The 18,806-nt window shown below is 73.6% G+C and carries 14 protein-coding genes and 1 pseudogene; 9 read left to right on the top strand and 6 right to left on the bottom strand.

Annotated elements, in window-relative coordinates; translation table 11 throughout:
* A complete protein-coding gene (gene miaB, locus ACL02T_RS19260) occupies positions 1 to 1,473 on the bottom strand; it encodes a tRNA (N6-isopentenyl adenosine(37)-C2)-methylthiotransferase MiaB (RefSeq protein ID WP_412832102.1) in 1,473 nt (490 codons plus the stop codon).
* A 319-nt stretch (positions 1,474 to 1,792) separates the two neighbouring features.
* Between miaB and ACL02T_RS19255 the strand changes: the two genes are divergently transcribed.
* From ACL02T_RS19255 to ACL02T_RS19240, 4 genes are all read left to right on the top strand, one after another.
* Complete coding sequence (locus tag ACL02T_RS19255; RefSeq protein WP_412832101.1) at positions 1,793 to 1,993, top strand: hypothetical protein; 201 nt, start codon at positions 1,793 to 1,795, stop codon at positions 1,991 to 1,993.
* 197 nt (positions 1,994 to 2,190) lie between these two features.
* Complete coding sequence (locus tag ACL02T_RS19250; RefSeq protein WP_412832100.1) at positions 2,191 to 3,219, top strand: iron ABC transporter substrate-binding protein; 1,029 nt, start codon at positions 2,191 to 2,193, stop codon at positions 3,217 to 3,219.
* Entirely contained in the window at positions 3,216 to 4,769 is a 1,554-nt protein-coding gene (locus ACL02T_RS19245) for an ABC transporter permease (RefSeq protein WP_412832099.1), read from the top strand. Before ACL02T_RS19250 ends, ACL02T_RS19245 begins: the two co-directional genes overlap by 4 nt.
* Entirely contained in the window at positions 4,766 to 5,773 is a 1,008-nt protein-coding gene (locus tag ACL02T_RS19240; protein WP_412832098.1) for an ABC transporter ATP-binding protein, read from the top strand. Before ACL02T_RS19245 ends, ACL02T_RS19240 begins: the two co-directional genes overlap by 4 nt.
* Positions 5,774 to 7,330: 1,557 nt before the next feature.
* On the opposite strand, the pseudogene ACL02T_RS19235 reads toward ACL02T_RS19240, so the two are convergent.
* Positions 7,331 to 8,062, bottom strand: a pseudogene (locus ACL02T_RS19235) (AMP-binding protein); the annotation flags it as partial.
* A gap of 670 nt (positions 8,063 to 8,732) precedes the next feature.
* Here ACL02T_RS19235 and ACL02T_RS19230 point away from each other — a divergent pair.
* The 4 genes from ACL02T_RS19230 to ACL02T_RS19215 all read left to right on the top strand — a co-directional run bounded on the left by ACL02T_RS19230 (position 8,733) and on the right by ACL02T_RS19215 (position 12,072).
* Complete coding sequence (locus tag ACL02T_RS19230) at positions 8,733 to 9,461, top strand: amino acid ABC transporter ATP-binding protein (protein ID WP_412832180.1); 729 nt, start codon at positions 8,733 to 8,735, stop codon at positions 9,459 to 9,461.
* 55 nt (positions 9,462 to 9,516) lie between these two features.
* The gene (locus ACL02T_RS19225; protein ID WP_412832097.1) at positions 9,517 to 10,416 is read left to right on the top strand and encodes a glutamate ABC transporter substrate-binding protein; all 900 of its coding nucleotides are present in this window, start codon (positions 9,517 to 9,519) and stop codon (positions 10,414 to 10,416) included.
* 124 nt (positions 10,417 to 10,540) lie between these two features.
* Positions 10,541 to 11,191, top strand: coding sequence for an amino acid ABC transporter permease (locus tag ACL02T_RS19220; RefSeq protein ID WP_412832096.1), 651 nt, complete (start codon positions 10,541 to 10,543; stop codon positions 11,189 to 11,191).
* On the top strand, positions 11,188 to 12,072 hold the full coding sequence (locus tag ACL02T_RS19215; RefSeq protein WP_412832095.1) for an amino acid ABC transporter permease: 885 nt from the start codon (positions 11,188 to 11,190) through the stop codon (positions 12,070 to 12,072). Before ACL02T_RS19220 ends, ACL02T_RS19215 begins: the two co-directional genes overlap by 4 nt.
* A gap of 223 nt (positions 12,073 to 12,295) precedes the next feature.
* Here ACL02T_RS19215 and ACL02T_RS19210 read toward each other — a convergent pair whose 3' ends face one another.
* Together ACL02T_RS19210 and ACL02T_RS19205 are read right to left on the bottom strand one after the other, a co-directional pair.
* Positions 12,296 to 14,296: a S9 family peptidase gene (locus ACL02T_RS19210; RefSeq protein WP_412832094.1), complete on the bottom strand. Its 2,001-nt coding sequence runs from the start codon at positions 14,294 to 14,296 to the stop codon at positions 12,296 to 12,298.
* 36 nt (positions 14,297 to 14,332) lie between these two features.
* Complete coding sequence (locus tag ACL02T_RS19205; RefSeq protein ID WP_412832093.1) at positions 14,333 to 14,710, bottom strand: hypothetical protein; 378 nt, start codon at positions 14,708 to 14,710, stop codon at positions 14,333 to 14,335.
* A 378-nt stretch (positions 14,711 to 15,088) separates the two neighbouring features.
* Here ACL02T_RS19205 and ACL02T_RS19200 point away from each other — a divergent pair, with 378 nt between their 5' ends.
* Entirely contained in the window at positions 15,089 to 15,508 is a 420-nt protein-coding gene (locus ACL02T_RS19200; protein WP_412832092.1) for a hypothetical protein, read from the top strand.
* A gap of 568 nt (positions 15,509 to 16,076) precedes the next feature.
* Here the strand turns inward: ACL02T_RS19200 and ACL02T_RS19195 are convergent.
* Positions 16,077 to 16,823, bottom strand: a complete 747-nt coding sequence (locus ACL02T_RS19195; RefSeq protein WP_412832091.1) for a succinate dehydrogenase/fumarate reductase iron-sulfur subunit — start codon at positions 16,821 to 16,823, stop codon at positions 16,077 to 16,079.
* Between the two features lie 34 nt (positions 16,824 to 16,857).
* The gene (locus ACL02T_RS19190) at positions 16,858 to 18,801 is read right to left on the bottom strand and encodes a fumarate reductase/succinate dehydrogenase flavoprotein subunit (RefSeq protein ID WP_412832090.1); all 1,944 of its coding nucleotides are present in this window, start codon (positions 18,799 to 18,801) and stop codon (positions 16,858 to 16,860) included.
* Between the last annotated feature and the right edge of the window lie 5 nt (positions 18,802 to 18,806).

Genomic DNA, 18,806 nt, shown 5'->3' with positions numbered 1-18,806 from the left:
TCACGGTCCCTGCACCCCGCAGCCCGCCGCCACCGGCTCGACGGCCGGTCGGCCGAAGCCCGGCAGGCCCAGGCCCGTCGGCGCCCCGCCCGGCCGCTGCCCGGCCTCGTGCGCGTCGCCGGCCCGGGTGCGGCGGTGGTGGCGCACCCCGTCGTCCGCGACGAGGTGGTGCGGCGCGCCGTACCCGACGCGAACCGTGACCACGTCACCGGGGCGGACGCCCTCCCGCCCCGGCGCGAAGTGCACCAGCCGGCCGTCCCGGGCCCGCCCGCTCATCCGCCGGGTGGCGCCGTCCTTGCGACCCTCGCCCGTGCTCACCAGAACCTCGACCTCGCGGCCCTCCAGCGCGCGGTTCTCCTCCCAGGAGATCTGCTCCTGCAGCGCCACCAGCCGCTCGTACCGCTCCTGGACCACGGCCTTGGGCAGCTGATCGGGCAGCGCGGCGGCGGGGGTGCCCGGGCGCGGCGAGTACTGGAAGGTGAAGGCCTGCGCGAACCGCGCCCGGCGCACCACCTCGAGGGTCTCCGCGAAGTCCTCCTCGGTCTCGCCGGGGAAGCCCACGATGATGTCCGTGGACACCGCGGCGTCGGGGATCGAGGCGCGGACCTCGTCCAGGATGCCGAGGAAGCGGGACGAGCGGTACGACCGCCGCATCGCGCGCAGCACGCGGTCCGAGCCGGACTGCAGCGGCATGTGCAGCTGCGGGCAGACGTTGTCGGTCTCGGCCATGGCGGCGATGACGTCCGAGGTGAAGTCCCGCGGGTGCGGCGAGGTGAAGCGCACCCGCTCCAACCCGGGAACGGCCCCGCAGGAGCGCAGCAGCTTCGCGAAGGCGCCGCGGTCGCCGAACTCGGAGCCGTACGCGTTGACGTTCTGGCCGAGCAGGGTCACCTCGAGCACGCCGTCGGCCGCGAGAGCCTCCACCTCGGCGAGGATGTCGCCCGGGCGCCGGTCGCGCTCCTTGCCGCGCAGCGACGGCACGATGCAGAAGGTGCAGGTGTTGTTGCAGCCGACCGAGATCGAGACCCAGCCGGCGTAGGCGGACTCGCGGCGCGCGGGCAGCGTCGACGGGAAGACCTCGAGCGACTCGAGGATCTCCACCTCGGCCGCGCGGTTGTGCCGAGCGCGTTCGAGCAGCGCGGGCAGCGACCCGACGTTGTGCGTGCCGAACACGACGTCGACCCACGGGGCCTTCTTCGTGATCGTGTCGCGGTCCTTCTGCGCCAGGCAGCCACCGACGGCGATCTGCATGTCCGGGTTCGCCGTCTTGGCCGGCCGGAGGTGGCCGAGGTTGCCGTAGAGCTTGTTGTCCGCGTTCTCCCGGACGGCGCACGTGTTGAACACGACGACGTCCGCCGTGGCCGGGTCCTCCGCGCGCGCATAGCCCGCCGACTCCAGCAGACCGGCCATCCGCTCGGAGTCGTGCACGTTCATCTGGCACCCGTAGGTGCGGATGGTGTAGCTGCGGGTCACCCCACGAGGGTAGGCCTCCGCCGACGGTGCACCGGCCCCGGGGACGACGGCGAGCGGTGCCGGACGACCGCGCCGTCCGCCGGGAGGATGCGCACCGGCCGGGACCGGAGCGCGCCGGCCCGGGGACGACGGCACCCCCGCGTGACGACGGCACCCGCCCGGGACGACGGCCCCCGTCCGGCACGATGCCGCGACGGAGCCCGGACGCCGGTTCGACCGACGGTCCGCACCACGCGCCCTGGCCGCCCTCGCCGCCCTCCCCCTGCCGGTCGCGTGCGCGTCCGGCTTCGCCGGGCGCCGGCTGTCGATCGCCGCCGGCGTGGCCCCGGGCGTCTGCTCCCGGATCGGCGGCGCCCGGTCCGAGCTCCGGCGCGAGCACCTCGGCCTGGCCGTCGCCCCCCTCGTGCTGACGACGGCCGGCTCGGTCGACAACCTCGACCGGCCCGCCGGCGGGACCGCCGACGTGGCGTTCAGCCAGGTCGACAGCCCGGCCGAGCGCCTCGCCGGCCCGCGGCGCTGACCATCGACGCCCGGTCCGCCATCGGCACCCAGCCCGTCCCCCTCCATCCCGGGACCGAGCGCTTCCACCGGGAGGCGACGGGCGCCTGACCGACCGGGCTTCCGCCGCGCGAGGTAAAGCACAGGCAATACTTCTCCCAAACAAGGCTATGCTCTCCTCACCCGGACAGTCCGCCCGCCGACCGAGGAGAGCCGCCCGTGCCCCGCACCCGCGCCGCCCGTCCCCTGCGTGCGGCGGCGGCCGCCGTCGCCGTGATCGCCGTAGTCGCCCCGCTCGCCGCCTGCGGGAACAGTGCCGATCTCACCCTCTACTCGGGCCGCAACGAGCAGCTCGTGGGCGGGCTGCTCGAGCGGCTGGAGGAGCAGGTGGGCGGGACCGTCGAGGTGCGCTACGGCGGCAGCGCCGAGCTCGCCGCCCAGCTGCTGGAGGAGGGCACCGGCACCGAGGCGGACGTCTTCTTCTCCCAGGATGCCGGCGCCCTGGGTGCGCTCGACGACGCCGAGCGCCTCGAGCCGCTCCCCACCGCGACGCTCGACGCCGTGCCCGAGACCTACCGTGCCGACGACGGCAGCTGGATCGCCACCTCGGCCCGCTCCCGGGTGCTGTTCTACGACCCGCGGCAGGTGTCGGAGGCGGACCTCCCGGCGACGCTCGACGACGTCACCGACCCGAGGTGGCGCGGGAGGATCGGCTACGCGCCGACCAACGCCTCCTGGCAGGCCTTCGTCACCGGCGTGCGGGTGCTGCGCGGCGAGGACGGCGCCCGGGCGTGGTTGCAGGCCTTCGCGGCGAACCAGCCCGTCCGGTTCGAGAACAACATCCAGATCCTCGACGCGGTGAACGCCGGGCAGATCGCCCTCGGGCTGTCCAACCACTACTACTGGTACGAGCGGGTGGCGGAGGTGGGCGAGCAGGCCGTGCCGGCGCGCGTGCACTACGTCCCCGGTGGCGACCCGCTCGGCCTGGTCAACGTGGCGGGTGCCGGCGTGATCGCCGGGACCGCCCAGCAGGAGATGGCCCGCCGTGCCGTCGAGTTCCTGGTCTCGCCGGAGGCCCAGCAGTACTTCGCCGACGAGACCGCCGAGTACCCGGTCCGCCCGGGCGTCGCGTCCACCCGGCACAGCCTGCCGCCGCTCGACGAGCTCCAGCCGCCGGACATCGACCTGTCCGACCTCGCCTCGCTGCAGCAGTCGCTGACGCTGTTGCAGGAGACCGGTCTGGCGTGAGCGCGCACCCGCCCGCGCCCACCTCCGCGCGGTCCTACGCGGGGTTGGGAGCCGCACCCCGGTCGCTGGTCGGCGCCGCCGTCGTCACCGGCGTGCTGGCCTGTGTCCCCCTGGTCTACCTGGCCGTGCGGGCCCTGGGGGCGGGCCCGGGCGCGGCGGCCGCGGTCCTGGCCCGGCCCCGGACCGGCGAGCTGCTGGTCCGCAGCGTGCTGCTCGCCGGCTCGGTCACCGCGGCCTGCCTGGTCCTCGGCTGCGGGCTGGCGTGGCTGGTGGCCCGCACCGACCTGCCCGGTCGCCGGGCCTGGGCGGCGGTCCTGGCGCTGCCGCTCGCGATCCCGTCCTACGTCGCCGGGTTCACCTGGATCGCGGAGTGGCCCGGGCTCGCCGGCTTCCCCGGCGCGTTCCTCGTCCTCACCCTGGTCAGCTACCCGTACGTGCTGCTCCCGGTCGCGGCCGCCCTCCTGGTGTCCGACGGCGGCCTGGAGGAGGTCGCCCGCTCGCTCGGCCGGGGTCCGGGGCAGGTCCTGCTCGCGGTCACGCTGCGCCGGGTCCGCCCGACGGCGGCGGCCGCGGGCCTGCTCGTCGCCCTCTACGTGCTCAGCGACTTCGGCGCCGTGTCGCTGATGCGCTACGAGACCTTCACCCTCGGCATCTTCACCAGCTACCGGGCCACCTTCGACCGGACGCCCGCGGCCGTGCTGGGCTGCGTCCTCGTGGTCCTCGCCGCGCTGCTGACCTGGGGCGAGTACCGGGCGCGCGGACGGGCGGCCGGATGGGTCGGTCGCGGCACCCCGCGGCCCCCGGCGCCGGTGCCGCTGGGCGCCGGACGCCCGCTCGCCCTGCTCGCGGTGGCCGCCGTGGCCGCGGCGGCCCTCGGCGTACCCGCCGTGAGCCTGGTGCGCTGGACCGCGGCCGGCACCTCGGCCGGGGTGGACTGGCCCGCGCTCGGCGCCGCCGCACTCTCGTCGGTGCAGGTCGCCACGCTCGGCGCGGCCCTCACCACCGTGCTCGCGCTGCCGGTCGGGATCCTGGCCGCGCGGTTCCGCGGCCGGACGGTGACCGCGGTCGAGACCGCCGCCTACGCCGGCCACGCGCTGCCGGGCGTGACGGTCGGGCTCGCGCTGGTCTTCGTCGGGATCCGCCTGGTCCCGGCGGTGTACCAGGAGCTGCCGCTGCTGCTGGTCGGGTACGCCGTGCTGTTCCTGCCCCTGGCGATCGGGGCCGTGCGGACCGCCGTCACGGCCGCACCGGCCGGGCACGAGGAGGTGGCGCGCTCGCTCGGCTGCGGTCGCGCGGCCGCGTTCGCCCGCGTCACCCTGCCCCGCGCGCTGCCCGGCACGGTCGCCGGCGCCGCGCTCGTCTTCCTCACCGTGGTCAAGGAGTTGCCGGTGACGCTGATGCTGCGCCCGACCGGGACCGACACGCTGGCGGTGCAGCTGTGGAGCCACACCGGGGCGGGGGCGTTCGCGGCCGCCGCCCCGTACGCCGTGGTCCTGGTGCTGGTGTCGGCCGTCCCGGCGGTCCTCCTGGACAGGGCCGCGCACCGGTGAGCGCGGGGCTCTCGGTGGCGGGCGCGCACGCGGGCCATCCCGGCGTGCCCGTGCTGCACGGCGTGGACCTCGAGGTGCCCGCCGGTGCACTCGTGGCCGTGCTGGGCGGCTCCGGCAGCGGCAAGACCACGTTGCTGCGTTGCGTGGCCGGCTTCCACCCGCTCGACGCGGGCGAGATCGCGCTCGGCGGGCGCCTCGTCGCCGGACCGGGCGTCGACGTGCCGCCGGAGCGGCGCCGGGTCGGCCTTGTTCCTCAGGACGGCTCGCTGTTCGCCCACCTGTCGGTGGCCGCGAACGTCGGGTTCGGGCTCGACCGGGCCGCCCGCCGCGGGCCCCGGGTGCGCGAACTGCTGGACCTGGTCGGGCTCGCCGACCTCGCCGACCGCAGGCCGGCGGAGCTCTCCGGCGGACAGCAGCAGCGGGTCGCCCTCGCCCGCGCCCTCGCCCCCGATCCCGCGCTGGTGCTGCTCGACGAGCCGTTCAGCGCCCTCGACGCCGGGCTGCGGGCCGAGGTCCGCGAGCAGGTCCGGGGCGCGCTGCGGGCGGCGGGCACGACCGCGGTCCTGGTCACGCACGACCAGCAGGAGGCGCTCGGCGTCGCGGACCTCGTCGCGCTGCTGCGCGACGGCCGGATCGTCCAGCTCGCCCCGCCGCGGGACGTCTACGGCAGCCCGGCCGACGTCGGCGTGGGCACCTTCGTCGGCGAGGCGGTGGTCCTCCCGGCCGTCGCCCACGGCGGCTGCGCCGAGACGGTGCTCGGGGCGCTGCCGGTGGCGGCGCCCGACGGGCCGGGCCGGCTGCTGCTGCGTCCCGAGCAGCTGCGGCTACGCCCCGGCGGGCCGGCGCGCGTCCGGGAAGTGATCTTCCACGGGCACGACGCGACCGTCCTGGTCGAGCTCGGCGGCACCGCGTTGCGCTGCCGCACGACCGAACCGGACACCCCGGAACCGGGCGCCGACGTGAGTCTGCAGGTCCGCGGGCCGGTGCGCTTCTACCCGGACTGACGCCGCCGCGGCCGCACGGCTCAGGAGCTCCTGCACGACGACCCCGGTGAGCAGGCACGCGAACAGGACGAGGGCCGTGGGCAACCCGGTCAGCGCCGTCATGACCGCGTAGTGGGTCAGGTAGATCGCCAGCGACGCACCGGCGAGCAGCCCGCAGAGCCGCACGAGCGGCCTCGGCACCGGGAGCGCCGGCACCAGCAGCAGCGCTGTGCCGGCCGCGACCACCGCGGCCCGGTGCGGCTCGTGGGCGAACATCATCGGCACGGCGACCGCGAGCCCCGCGAGCACCGCGGCGCGCTGCCGCACGGTCGCGGCCCGCTGCGCGGCCCACCCCAGCGCGAACAGCCAGATCACGGTGTGCACGCTCATCTGGCGCAGGGAGAAGGCGTTGGTGCCGTCGTCGACGAACTGGCCGAGCAGTCCGACGACGTACACGGCCGCGGGCAGGGCGAACGGTCTGCCCCGGTCCAGCGCCCGGAGCCCGGGGACCGCGAAGAGCAACGCCATCAGCAGCAGGATCTGTGGCAGCGTCTCGACGAACCAGTAGCCCCAGGCCTCCGGGTCGAGCAGGTAGTTCAGCAGCAGGGCGTTGTACCAGTCGACGTCGTCGGCCACGGTCGCCCGCCACGCCACCCACAGCGCACTCGGGACGGCGATCCGGGCGGCGGCGCGCAGGATGGTGCGCGACGGCCGGGCCGGGGCCAGGGCGAACCGGGCGAACGCCCAGCCCGCCGCGGCCAGCAGCACGTGCGAGCCGCCGAGGATCCGGAACAGCTCCACGTGCGACCCCACGATCAGCACGATCGCCACGGTCCGCAGCACGACCGGGGTCTCCACCGACACCCACCGCCGCGGCCGCGGCGGAGTTCCCGCCGCACCCAGCTCCGCCACCGTGCGCGTCGGCCAGTCCGGCGGCAGCGCCCCGGCCGCGCGCTGCAGGCGCAGCGCCGTCTGGACGTACCGCAACGAGTCGCCGCCGAGGCCGACGAAGGTGTCCGTCTCGGCGATCTCGCGCCCGGGGAAGGCCGCCGCGAAGGCCCGGCGCACGGGATCGACGGCGGCACCGGATGCCGTCTCCCCGTCCCTGCCCCCGTCCGTGCCCCCGTCCGGCACGGGCTCGTCGGTCGGCTCGGGCTCGTCGGTCGGCTCGGGCTCGCCTGCGGGCAGGGCCGCCACCGCGGCCAGGTCGGTCTTCCCGTTGGGCAACCGGGGCAGGGCGCTCACCTCGACGACCCGGACGGCCGTCGGCGGGAGCCCGAGCCGGCGGGCGAGCCGCTCCCGCACCGCCCCGCGGCCGTCGGTGCCGCTGCCGCGCACCAGCGCCACCGTGATGGACCGGTCGTCGCCGGTCGCGGCGGCGCCCGCCCCGTCGGCGGCGACGATCCGCTCCACCTCGTCGAGGTCGATCCGGAGCCCGAACGGCTTGACGAACCGCGCCGCACGGCCGGTGATCTCGAGCAGCCCGTCGGGCCGCACGCGGGCCCTGTCGCCGGTCTTCAGCCGGTCGACGGTGCGGCCGAGGGCGAGGTCGGCGCCGCGGCGGGCGTACCCGAGCATCACGTTCTCGCCGCGGTAGACCAGGTCGCCCACGCCGTCCGGACCCGGCCGTTCGACGGTGAACGAGCCACCCGGCACGGGCACCCCGACCGCCGACGGCGCCTCCGCCGCCCGCTCCGGCGGCAGGTAGGCCATCCGCGCGGTGGCCTCCGTCTGCCCGTACATGGCGTACAGCGACCAGCCGCGCCGCGCACCGAGCTCCGCGTAGCGCGCGACCGCGGCCGGGTCCCACCGCCCGCCGGCCTGCGTCACGTACCGCAGCGACGGCAGTGTGCGTCCGGCGAAGCCCGTCGCGTCGAGCAGGTCGAACGTGTACGGGACGCCGTGCAGGCTGGTCAGGCCCAGCTCCGCGAACTCGGTCCAGAAGGCGGGCTCGGCGACCGACCGGTCCGTCAGCACCACGCTCGCCCCGCGGAGCAGGTTGCTGTTCACCACCGAGAGCCCGTAGCAGTACTGCAGCGGCAGGGTCAGCGGCGCCCGGTCGCCCGGCCGGATCGGCAGGTACCCCGCGATGGACCCGGCGTTCGCGGCGAGATTGCGGGCGGAGAGCCGGACCAGCTTCGGCGATCCGGTGGAGCCCGAGGTGGGCAGCAGCAGCGCGAGCTCCGGGTGCAGGTCCGGGCCGGGGCCCCACTCCTCGATCCGCACGCCGTCCGCCTCCGGCCGCACGACCAGCGCGGGGCCGTGCGCCGCGAGCAGGGACGTGGTGCGTGCGGCGTCGCCGACGAGCATCGCGACGTGCCCGGCCCGCAGCGCAGCGAGGTAGCTGACCACGGGCTCGACCCCCCGCCCCGCCACCACCGCGACGAGCTTGCGCCCGCCGCCCAGCTCGGCCGCGCGGGCGTCGGCCCGGTCCGCGAGCTCCCGGTAGGTCAGGCACGCGCCACCCGGCACCAGCAGCGCCGGACGCCCGCCGTGACGCTCGAGGGACCGGGCGAACTCCGGCGTTTCGGTCATACTTCCATCAGATATGGTGAGGCTGTCCTTGGCAAGACACCGGACGGACGGACCTCACCCCGGGTCGGCGGAAGGACCCTCCGCAACCGCGCCGCGACCTTCAGCCCCCCGTTCGGCGACAGCTCCAGGACCAGCGAGCCGCCTGCCAGCTCGACGGTCCGGCTCGGCCCGCGAGGCCGCGACGACCCGCCCGGCCCGGTCGACGACGGTCACCGCCACGCCGTCGACGTCGTCGTCGCGGGCCAGCTCCCGGCCGGGCGCAGCGCGGCCGCCACCCGGTCGTCGTCCTCCACCAACAGGATGTGCACGCCGCCTCCGGTCACCGTCGGGCGTTGTTATCGATACGAAACCCTAAAGCTTGCCCGAGGTGATGGACTCGCATGTCCGATTCCCCCTAGCGTCCCGCCATGCCTGGAGGCCGCCCATGACCGACACCGGTACACCCATGATCCGGATGGCGGCCGTCGACAAGCACTTCGGCGACCTGCACGTGCTCCGGGACATCAACCTCGAGGTCGAGCGCGGCCAGGTGGTGGTCGTGCTCGGCCCCTCGGGCTCGGGCAAGTCCACGCTCTGCCGCACCATCAACCGGCTGGAGCCGATCGACTCCGGCACGATCGAGGTCGACGGCAGGACGCTCCCCGAGGAGGGCAAGGCGCTCGCCGGGTTGCGCGCCGACGTCGGGATGGTCTTCCAGAGCTTCAACCTGTTCGCGCACAAGACGATTCTCGAGAACGTCATGCTCGCCCCGGTGAAGGTGCGCAAGCAGAAGAAGGCCGACGCCGAGAAGAACGCGATGCGGCTGCTGGAGCGGGTCGGCATCGCGAACCAGAAGGACAAGCACCCCGCACAGCTGTCCGGCGGCCAGCAGCAGCGGGTGGCGATCGCCCGCGCGCTGGCGATGAACCCCAAGGTCATGCTGTTCGACGAGCCCACGTCGGCGCTGGACCCGGAGATGGTCCAGGAGGTCCTCGACGTCATGACCGCGCTGGCCAAGGAGGGCATGACCATGCTGGTGGTCACCCACGAGATGGGCTTCGCCCGCCGGGCGGCGCACCGGGTCGTGTTCATGTCCGACGGCGAGATCGTCGAGGACTCGACGCCGGACGACTTCTTCGCCCACCCCACGAGCGACCGCGCCAAGGACTTCCTGGGCAAGATCCTCACCCACTGACCCGCGGGGTCGCTCGGCCTCGCAGCACCCCGCTCATCGGAAGGAACGGCTCTCCATGCGACTGTCCCGAATCACCCGGATCGCCGCGGTGGCGGCTGCGGTGGTCGTCGCCGCAACCGCTTGCGGCGGCGGGGGTTCCTCCAACCTCGGCTCGTCGGGCACCTCGCCGTCGGTGGCCGAGTCCCCCACCTTCCCCGCCGGCACCACGATGGAACGGCTGGCCTCGGCGGGCACCCTGCGCCTGGGCACCAAGTTCGACCAGCCGCTGTTCGGCCTGAAGGGCCTGGACGGCAACCCGCAGGGCTTCGACGTCGAGATCGCGAAGATCATCGCCGCGAAGCTCGGCATCCCCGCGGACAAGATCACCTACACGGAGACGCCGTCGGCCATCCGTGAGGAGGTCATCGAGCAGGACCGGGTCGACATGGTGGTCGCGACCTACACCATCAACGACAAGCGCAAGGAACGGATCAGCTTCGCCGGTCCGTACTACATCGCGGGTCAGGACCTGATGGTCGCCGCCGACAACAACGAGATCACCGGCCCCGACTCGCTGCGCGCGGCGAACGCCAAGGTCTGCTCGGTGGCGGGCTCCACGCCGTCGGAGAACATCAAGCAGTACATCGACGCGTCCAACCTCGTCCTGTTCGACGTGTACTCCAAGTGCGCGGACGCGCTGCGCACCGGCCAGGTCCAGGCCGTGACCACCGACAACGTGATCCTGCTCGGCCTGGTCGACCAGAGCAACGGCGCCTTCAAGCTCGTGGGCCAGCAGTTCACCGAGGAGCCGTACGGCATCGGGATCCAGAAGGGCGACGTCGAGTTCTGCCAGTTCATCGACCAGACCCTGCAGGAGGCCGCGGCGAACGGCAGTTACCAGGCCGCCTGGGAGTCCACCGCGGGCAAGGTGTCGCCGACGACGCCGACGCTGCCCGAGCCCGATCCCTGCGTCTGATCCCCTCCGCGGCCCTCGAACGCGGGCGGCCCGGTCGCGCACCGTCCTCACCGACCGGTGAGGACGGTGTCCCGACCGGGTCGACCGCCGCCCCGGGGCCGCCCGCTTCCTCGGAAGGAGTCCGGTGGGCGTCCTCGTCGAGCAGTTCCCGCTGTACGTGTCGGGGTTCCTGCAGACGCTGCGCATCTGCCTGTTCGCGGCGGTCGGCTCGCTCGTGCTGGGCACGGTCCTCGCGGCGTTCCGGGTGTCGCCGGTGCCGCCGCTGCGCTTCGTCGGCACGGCGTGGGTCACGGTCTTCCGCAACACCCCGCTCGCGGTCGTCCTGTTCGCGGTGGCCTTCGGGCTCCCCGAGATCGGGATCAACGGCTCGTACTTCTGGTTCGGCGTCGCCGGGCTGACCTTCTACACCGCCGCGTTCGTGTGCGAGGCGGTCCGGTCGGGCATCAACTCGGTGCCCGCCGGGCAGGCCGAGGCCGCCCGCGCGGTCGGGCTGACGTTCACCCAGTCCCTGTCGCTGATCGTCCTGCCGCAGGCGCTGCGCACCGTCATCCCCCCGCTCGGCAGCGTGATCATCGCGATGATCAAGAACTCGGCGATCGTCGGTGCGTTCGGGGTCGGCGGCGACCTGTTCTCGGTCGGGACCCAGCTCACCTCCGCCCAGGGCTACGCGGCCGCCGGAGTGCTCTTCGGCGTCCTGCTCGGCTACCTCGTCCTGACCATCCCCGCCGGGATCGGACTCGCCCGGCTGGAGAAGAAGCTGGCGGTGGCGCGATGAGCTCGGTCCTCTACGACGCCCCCGGGCCCGTGACGCGCAGGCGGACCCTGATCTCCAGCATCGTCGCCGGGATCATCCTGCTGGCGGTGGTCGTGGTGGTCGTCCTGCGGCTCGTGGCCCAGGGCCAGTTCACCGCGGAGAAGTGGGGCCCCCTGGTCAACCCGCTGAACCCCGACTTCGCCGCGGTCTGGACCCTCTTCGGGCAGGCCCTGGTCGCCACCCTCGCCGCGGCGGGCCTGACGCTGGTCTTCTCGCTGGTGATCGGCACCGTGCTGGCGATGACCCGGGTGACCGCCGCGAAGTGGTACCGCTGGCTGGTCGTCGGCGTGGTCGAGTTCCTCCGCGGCGTGCCGGTCGTGATCGCGATCTTCTTCGCGGCCCGGGTGCTACCCGAGGTCGGGATCTCGCTACCGATCATCTGGTACCTGGTCATCGGCCTGACCCTGTACAACTGCGTGATCATCGCCGAGATCCTGCGCGCGGGCATCAACTCGCTGCCCAAGGGCCAGTCGGAGGCCGGCTACTCGCTGGGGCTGACCCGCGGGCAGGTGCTGCGCTCGATCCAGCTGCCCCAGGCCTTCCGGATCATGCTCCCGGCGCTGATCAGCCAGCTCGTGGTGATCGTCAAGGACACCTCGCTCGGCTTCATCATCAGCTACGAGGAGTTCGTCCGGACGGCGAACATCATCATCCAGACGCTGCGCAACCCGATCCAGACCTACGCCGTCGTCGCCGTCATCTTCATCCTCATCAACTACACGCTCAGCAAGCTGGCCGAGTACGTCGAGCGCCGGCTCTCCCGCGGCCGGCGTGGGGGGGTGACCCCGACCGACACCGAGCACGAGGCCGAGGCCGGGGTCGGGGCCGTCACCGGCGGCTGACCCCGACGAAGGCCGGTTCCGCCCGCGCGGAACCGGCCCGAGGCGCAGACGGTCCGCGTGGACGAACCCGTCGGGGGAAGAACTCGCGGCGCGACCGGCCGGCCGACGCCGGCCGCGCTGGAGATCGCGTGCCGCTCCGCCCGGTCGTAGGAGGTACGGGGCGGGCGTCGACCACCGAGCACGACCCCGACCGCTCCCGAGAACCCCGAGGGCAGGGGCGCCGTCAGAGGTTCTCCACCTCCACCGGCACGATCCCCTCGGCCTCGGGCAACGCGAAGCCGAACACCTGGGCGTAGAAGCTCAGCTCGGCGTCGACGGCGCGGCGGATGTTCTCCGAGCGCCGGAAGCCGTGCTGCTCCCCCGGGAACAGCAGGTAGGCCACCGGCACGTGCCGCGTGCGGAGCGCCTCGACGATCGCCTCGGACTGGTTCGGGGGCACGATCGCGTCCTCCTCGCCCTGGAGGACGATCAGGGGGGTGCGGAACAGCCCGACGCGGTGGATCGGCGAGCGCTCGACGTACACCTCGCGGGCCGCGGGGTAGGGCCCCACCAGGCCGTCGAGGTAGCGGCTCTCGAACTTGTGCGTGTCGGCGGCCAGCGCCTCCAGGTCGGCGACGCCGAAGTGGTCCGCCCCCGCCGAGAACGGGGTGTCCTCGCGGGCCAGTGCCGCGAGCGTGGTGTACCCGCCGGCGGAGCCCCCGCGGATCGCCAGCCGTGCGCCGTCGACCCGGCCCCGGTCGGCGAGCCAGCGGGCCGCGGCGAGGCAGTCCGCGACGTCGACGACCCCCCACGCCCCCTTGAGCTGCTCCCGGTAGGCACGGCCGAAGCCGGTGGAGCCGCCGTAGTTGACGTCGACGACGCCGAAGCCACGGCTGGTCCAGTACTGCACCCCGACCGAGAGCACCGGCATCGCCGCGGCGGTCGGCCCGCCGTGGATGACGACGAGCAGGGGCGGCCGGGCGCCTTCCGGGCCGGTGACCGCCGGGTTGGCCGGCGGGTAGTACAGCCCGTGCGCGGTCCGGGCCGCGCCCTCGCCGTCGACCGAGGGGAAGGAGATCGGTTCGGGGACGGAGACGTAGCCGTCGTCGATCCCGAGCTCGCGCGGCGCGCGCAGGGTCTCCAGGTCGCCGTCGACGCTCACGACGTGCACGCCCGGCTCCTCGGTGGGTGTCCCGGCGACGACGAGCACGCTGCCGACGCCGTACGGCACCACCGAGGCGACCGCCGAGAAGGGCAGGTCCAGCTCGGTGAACTCGCCGTCGGGCTCGCGGACGGCCAGCCCGTCGTAGCCCTTGCTCCAGCGTGCGAACACGACCCGCCCGCCCGGCAGCACCGCGTAACGCGACGTGCCCAGCTGCCAGCCCGGGACGCCGATCTCGGCCTCGAGCACCACCACCGGCTCGATGTCGTGCCCGGGCGACCAGCGGTAGAGGTTCCACCACCCGGTGCGGTCGGAGAGGAACCACAGCGACCCGTCCGGCTGCCAGCGCGGCTCCGCGACCGACTCCCCCGGCCCGCCCGCGATGACCGCCTCGTCCCCCGTCTCCAGGTTCCGGGCCATCAACACCGTGTCGTCCCACGGCATCGACGGATGGTCCCACTGGATCCAGACCAGGCGCCTGCCGTCGGGCGACAGGCGCGGGCTGGTCACGAAGTCCGGCCCGGTGACCAGCACCTCGGGCTCCGACGGCCGGTCCGCGGCCAGCCGGACGATCTCGTTGCGGACCGCCGCGGCGCCGCCCTCCGGTGCGTGCCGCTCCCGGATCGTCACAATCGCGGAGCCGTCCGCGAGCACGGTCCCGTCGGCGAAGCGGTCCGCCCGCGGGAACGCGGGCGCGGGCGTGAGCGGCTCGGGCGCGCCGCCCGGCGCGAGCCGGTACAACCGCTGGTCGGCCCAGTTGGCGAACCACACCACGCCGTCGCGCACCCACCAGGCCCCGCCGCCGTACTCGTGGACGCCGGTGCGCGCGTCGAAGCCCTCGGGCAGCAGGTCGGTGGTGCCCCCGCCGGGCGCGCGGCGGACCAGCTGGGTGCGGCCGCCCTCGGTGGGCCGCGTCTCGGCCCAGATCACCGCGTCACCGTCCGTGCAGGCGCCGGACAACCGCACCGAGGCCGCCACGACGAGCTCGGAGGTGATCGGGGTCGGCCAGGAGCCGAAGGGCAGGACGGCGGGCGGCTCGTCGTCCTGGCCCGGGGTCGGCGGAGCGGTGTGCGCGGTGGTCACGGCCCAACGCTAGTGCCCGCCACCGACACTCCGCGATCAGCCGCGGGGACCGGCCGGGCTGTCGCGTCCCTCCGGTCCTCGCCGTCGGGTCCGCCGTGAGCCGGCCGCCGTACGCAGCAGCCGGACCGCACGGCCGAGCTCGCCCGGCCGCAGCACCGGCAGGATCCCGACCGCGCCGGACAGGCCCGTCCACCAGCGCACCTGCCCGTCCGTCCGCAGCACGCCGACGGCGGGGGTCCGGCAGCCCGCGACCCCCGCCGGCAGGTTCGGATAGATCTCGGCGAGCCGCGGCTCGGTGCACCTCCGCACCCTGACCCGCACCGTGACGCACTCGGGCAGCTCCCGGGCGATGCGGGAGCAGTGCGGGCAGGCGACGTCGTACACGACCACCAGCTCCCGCACCGCACGCCCCACCCTGCAAGGATCTCCGGGCGGTGCGGGGCCGGGGACCGGGGGTCGGCCGGGAGCCCCGTGACCAGCCGCGAGCCCGGTGACCGACCGTAAGCCCCGTGACCGACCGCGAGCCCTGTGAGCCCCGTGACCGGCCACGAGCCCCACTGACCGCTCACGAGCCCCGTGACTGGGCGCGAGCCCGGTGACCGGCCACGAGCCCTGGTGACCGGCCGGGGATCGGGGGCCGAGCTCCACCGCCGTGGGCGGCACACTCGTGCTCCCCGCCGACACCTGGCCGACGACGACTCCCGCCCGGGTTCCGACAACGCCGTCGACCCCGGCCCCCGACGTGCCCGGCCGCGTAGCGTGGGGGCGACCGCGCGGACAGGAGGCACCGACATGAGCCGGCCCGACGACCCACGCCCCGCCGACCATGCGACGCCCGGCTCAGGGCCCGGGCGGACCGGCGCCCAGCCCGCCGGCGCCCAACCCACCGCCGCCCAACCCACCGCCGCCCAGCCCAGTGCCGCCCAGCCCACCGACGCCGAGCCCATCGACGCCGAGATTGTGGAGACGGCGCCCATGCCCGTCGCGCCGGCCGCGCCCGACACGCCGGCCGCCACCGGCTACACGGACGAGGGCGTGCCGACGCTCGACTACGTGCGGGACAAGATCGAGGGCCGCGCCGCGACCGCCGCCGGATGGCAGGAGCTCACCGGCGACTCCGAGGCGGGCCGCGAGGTCGAGGAGAGGTTCGCCGAGCGCGAGCAGAAGGCCAAGGACAAGCTCGAGGAGATCCGCCGTTCCCTGGGTCGGTAGGCCTCGGTGCCTTTCATGATCACCGGCTTTCATGATCACCGACCGAGTGCCTCCATGGCAGCTCGGTCCGCCACCACTGCACCGGACCGCTGATCACGTCTCCGGTGATCACCGTTCGAGTGCGCGGGCGGTCGAGCAACCCGGCGCTAGATCGCGCCCGCCGGCTCCACACCCGCTCCTGCACGGCACCCCGCCGGCGCGGCTCGCAAGTGCGGGGACGCGCCTCGTCGTGATGGACCATCCCGTGCACTGAGGGCAGGGCGGTTCGCCCTCACTGCACGAAGCTGCCGATCATGTCGGACGCCCGGACCCGACATGCCCGGGCGGGCCAGTGCACGAACGGCACTCTCGTGCGGTCCAGCCGCACGAACGGCACTTTTGTGCGGTCAGCCGCACGAACGGCACTTTTGTGCGGTCAGCCGCACGAACGGCACTTTTGTGCGGTCCAGCCGCACGAACGGCACTTTTGTGCGCTCCAGCCGCACGAACGGCACTTTTGTGCGATCCGGCCGCACGAACGGCACTCTCGTGCGAGACAGCCGCACAAAAGTGCCGTTCGTGCAGGAGGTCAGCGGCGGAACAGCTTGTTGCCCAGCCAGACGATCGGGTCGTACTTGCGGTCCACCACCCGCTCCTTCAGCGGGATGATCGCGTTGTCGGTGATCTTGATGTGCTCGGGACAGACCTCGGTGCAGCACTTGGTGATGTTGCAGTAGCCGAGGCCGTGGTCCTCCTGCGCGAGGTCGCGGCGGTCGGCGGCGTCGAGCGGGTGCATGTCCAGCTCCGCGATCCGCATGAGGTAGCGCGGGCCGGAGAAGGCCGCCTTGTTCTCCTCGTGGTCCCGCACCGCGTGGCAGGTGTTCTGGCACAGGTAGCACTCGATGCACTTGCGGAACTCCTGGCTCCGCTCCACGTCGACCTGCTGCATCCGGTACTCGCCGGGCGCGACCCCGGCCGGGGGCGCGAACGCGGGCACCTCGCGGGCCTTGACGTAGTTGTACTCGACGTCCGTGACCAGGTCCCGGACCACCGGGAAGGTCCGCAGCGGGGTCACGGTGACGACCTCGTCGTCGGCGAAGGTCGACATACGGGTCATGCACATCAGCCGCGGTCGGCCGTTGATCTCGGCCGAGCAGGAGCCGCACTTGCCCGCCTTGCAGTTCCACCGCACGGCGAGATCGCCGGCCTCGGTCTGTTGCAGCCGGTGGATGATGTCGAGGACCACCTCGCCCTCGTTGACCTCCACCGGGTAGTCGACGAGCTCGCCGCCGTCGGCGTCGCCCCGCCAGACCCTGAAGTGGTGCCAGTGGCTCATGCCTGCTCCCCCTGGCCGGCCCGGTGCTCGTTGCTCATTCCGCACGCTCCGTTCGGTGCCCGCCGAGCTCCTCGCCGGTGTAGTACTTCTTGAGTTCGTCGAGCTCGAACAGGTCGAACAGCTCGGGCCGCATCGGTACCTGCTCCTTGCGGGTCAGCTCCACGTCGTCCTCGCCGAGACCCCGGCAGACCAGCAGGACGTGCCGCCAGTCGGAGTCCATGACCGGGAAGTCGTCCCGCGTGTGGCCGCCGCGGCTCTCCTGCCGCTCCAGCGCCGCCTTGCCCACGCACAGCGAGACCAGCAGCATGTTCCGCAGGTCCAGGGCGAGGTGCCAGCCCGGGTTGAACTCCCGGTGGCCCTCCACGCCGACGGTCCGGGTGCGGGCCGCGATGTCCTCGAGCTTCTTGAGCGCCATCTCCATCTCGTCGGCCTTGCGGATGATCCCGACGAGCTCGTGCATGGTCTTCTGCAGCTCCAGCTGCACGACGAACGGGTTCTCCCCGCCGTCCGTGGCGCTGGAGAAGGGCAGCAGGGCCCGCTCGATGGCCGCCTCGACGTCACCGGACCTGACCTCCGGCTGCGCGGCGAGGGCGTCGACGTACTCCGCCGCGCCCAGCCCGCACCGCCGCCCGAAGACGAGCAGGTCGGACAAGGAGTTGCCGCCCAGCCGGTTCGACCCGTGCATGCCGCCCGAGCACTCCCCGGCCGCGAACAGGCCCGGCACCGAGCTCATCCCGCTGTCCGGGTCGACCTCGATCCCGCCCATCACGTAGTGGCAGGTCGGGCCGACCTCCATGGGCTCCTTCGTGATGTCGACGTCGGCCAGCTCCTTGAACTGGTGGTGCATCGACGGCAGCCGCTTGAGGATCTCCTCGGGCTTGAGCCGCGAGGCGATGTCCAGGAACACCCCGCCGTGCGGGCTGCCCCGCCCGGCCTTCACCTCGGAGTTGATCGCCCGGGCGACCTCGTCACGCGGGAGCAGCTCCGGCGGCCGGCGGTTGTTGTCCGGGTCGGTGTACCAGCGGTCGCCCTCTTCCTCGGTGGTGGCGTACTGCTCCTTGAACACGTCCGGGACGTAGGAGAACATGAACCGCTCGCCCTCGGAGTTCCGGAGGACGCCGCCGTCGCCGCGGACCGACTCGGTGACGAGGATGCCCTTCACCGACGGCGGCCAGACCATGCCGGTCGGGTGGAACTGCAGGAACTCCATGTTGATCAGAGTCGCGCCGGCGCGCAGGGCCAGCGCGTGGCCGTCGCCGGTGTACTCCCAGGAGTTCGACGTGACCTGGTAGCTCTTGCCGACCCCGCCCGTCGCCATGACGATCGCCGGGGCGTCGAACCGCACGAACCGGCCGTCGTTGCGGAAGTAGCCGAAACAGCCCGCGATCCGACGCTCCTGCGCCGCGGCACCCGGACCCGGGCTCGTGGTGAACAGCTCGGTGATCGTGCACTCGTGGAAGACGCGCAGGTTCGCCTGGTAGTCGCCGGTGACCTTGTGGTCGTCCTGCTGCAGGGACACGATCTTCTGCTGCAGCGTGCGGATCAGCTCGAGGCCGGTGCGGTCGCCGACGTGCGCCAGCCGCGGGTAGGTGTGCCCGCCGAAGTTGCGCTGGCTGATCTTGCCGTCCTCGGTGCGGTCGAACAGCGCGCCGTAGGTCTCCAGTTCCCAGACGCGCTCCGGCGCCTCCTTGGCGTGCAGCTCGGCCATCCGCCAGTTGTTGAGGAACTTCCCGCCGCGCATGGTGTCGCGGTAGTGGACCTGCCAGTTGTCGTTCGGGTTCGCGTTGCCCATCGCCGCCGCGCAGCCGCCCTCGGCCATCACGGTGTGCGCCTTGCCGAACAGCGACTTCGAGATGATCGCGACCCGCTTGCCCTGCAGTCTCGCCTCGATCGCCGCCCGCAGGCCCGCGCCCCCCGCGCCGATGACGACGACGTCGTAGCTGTGCTGCTCGACGGTCCGGTCGGTCTGGTCGGTCATCCGAA

Origin of the sequence: Pseudonocardia oceanicola, assembly GCF_047200735.1 — a bacterium.
In the GTDB taxonomy this organism is placed as follows: Bacteria; Actinomycetota; Actinomycetes; order Mycobacteriales; family Pseudonocardiaceae; genus Pseudonocardia.
The sequence above is the reverse complement of the archived record's forward strand: the minus strand, read 5'-3'. Positions and strand labels throughout refer to the sequence as shown.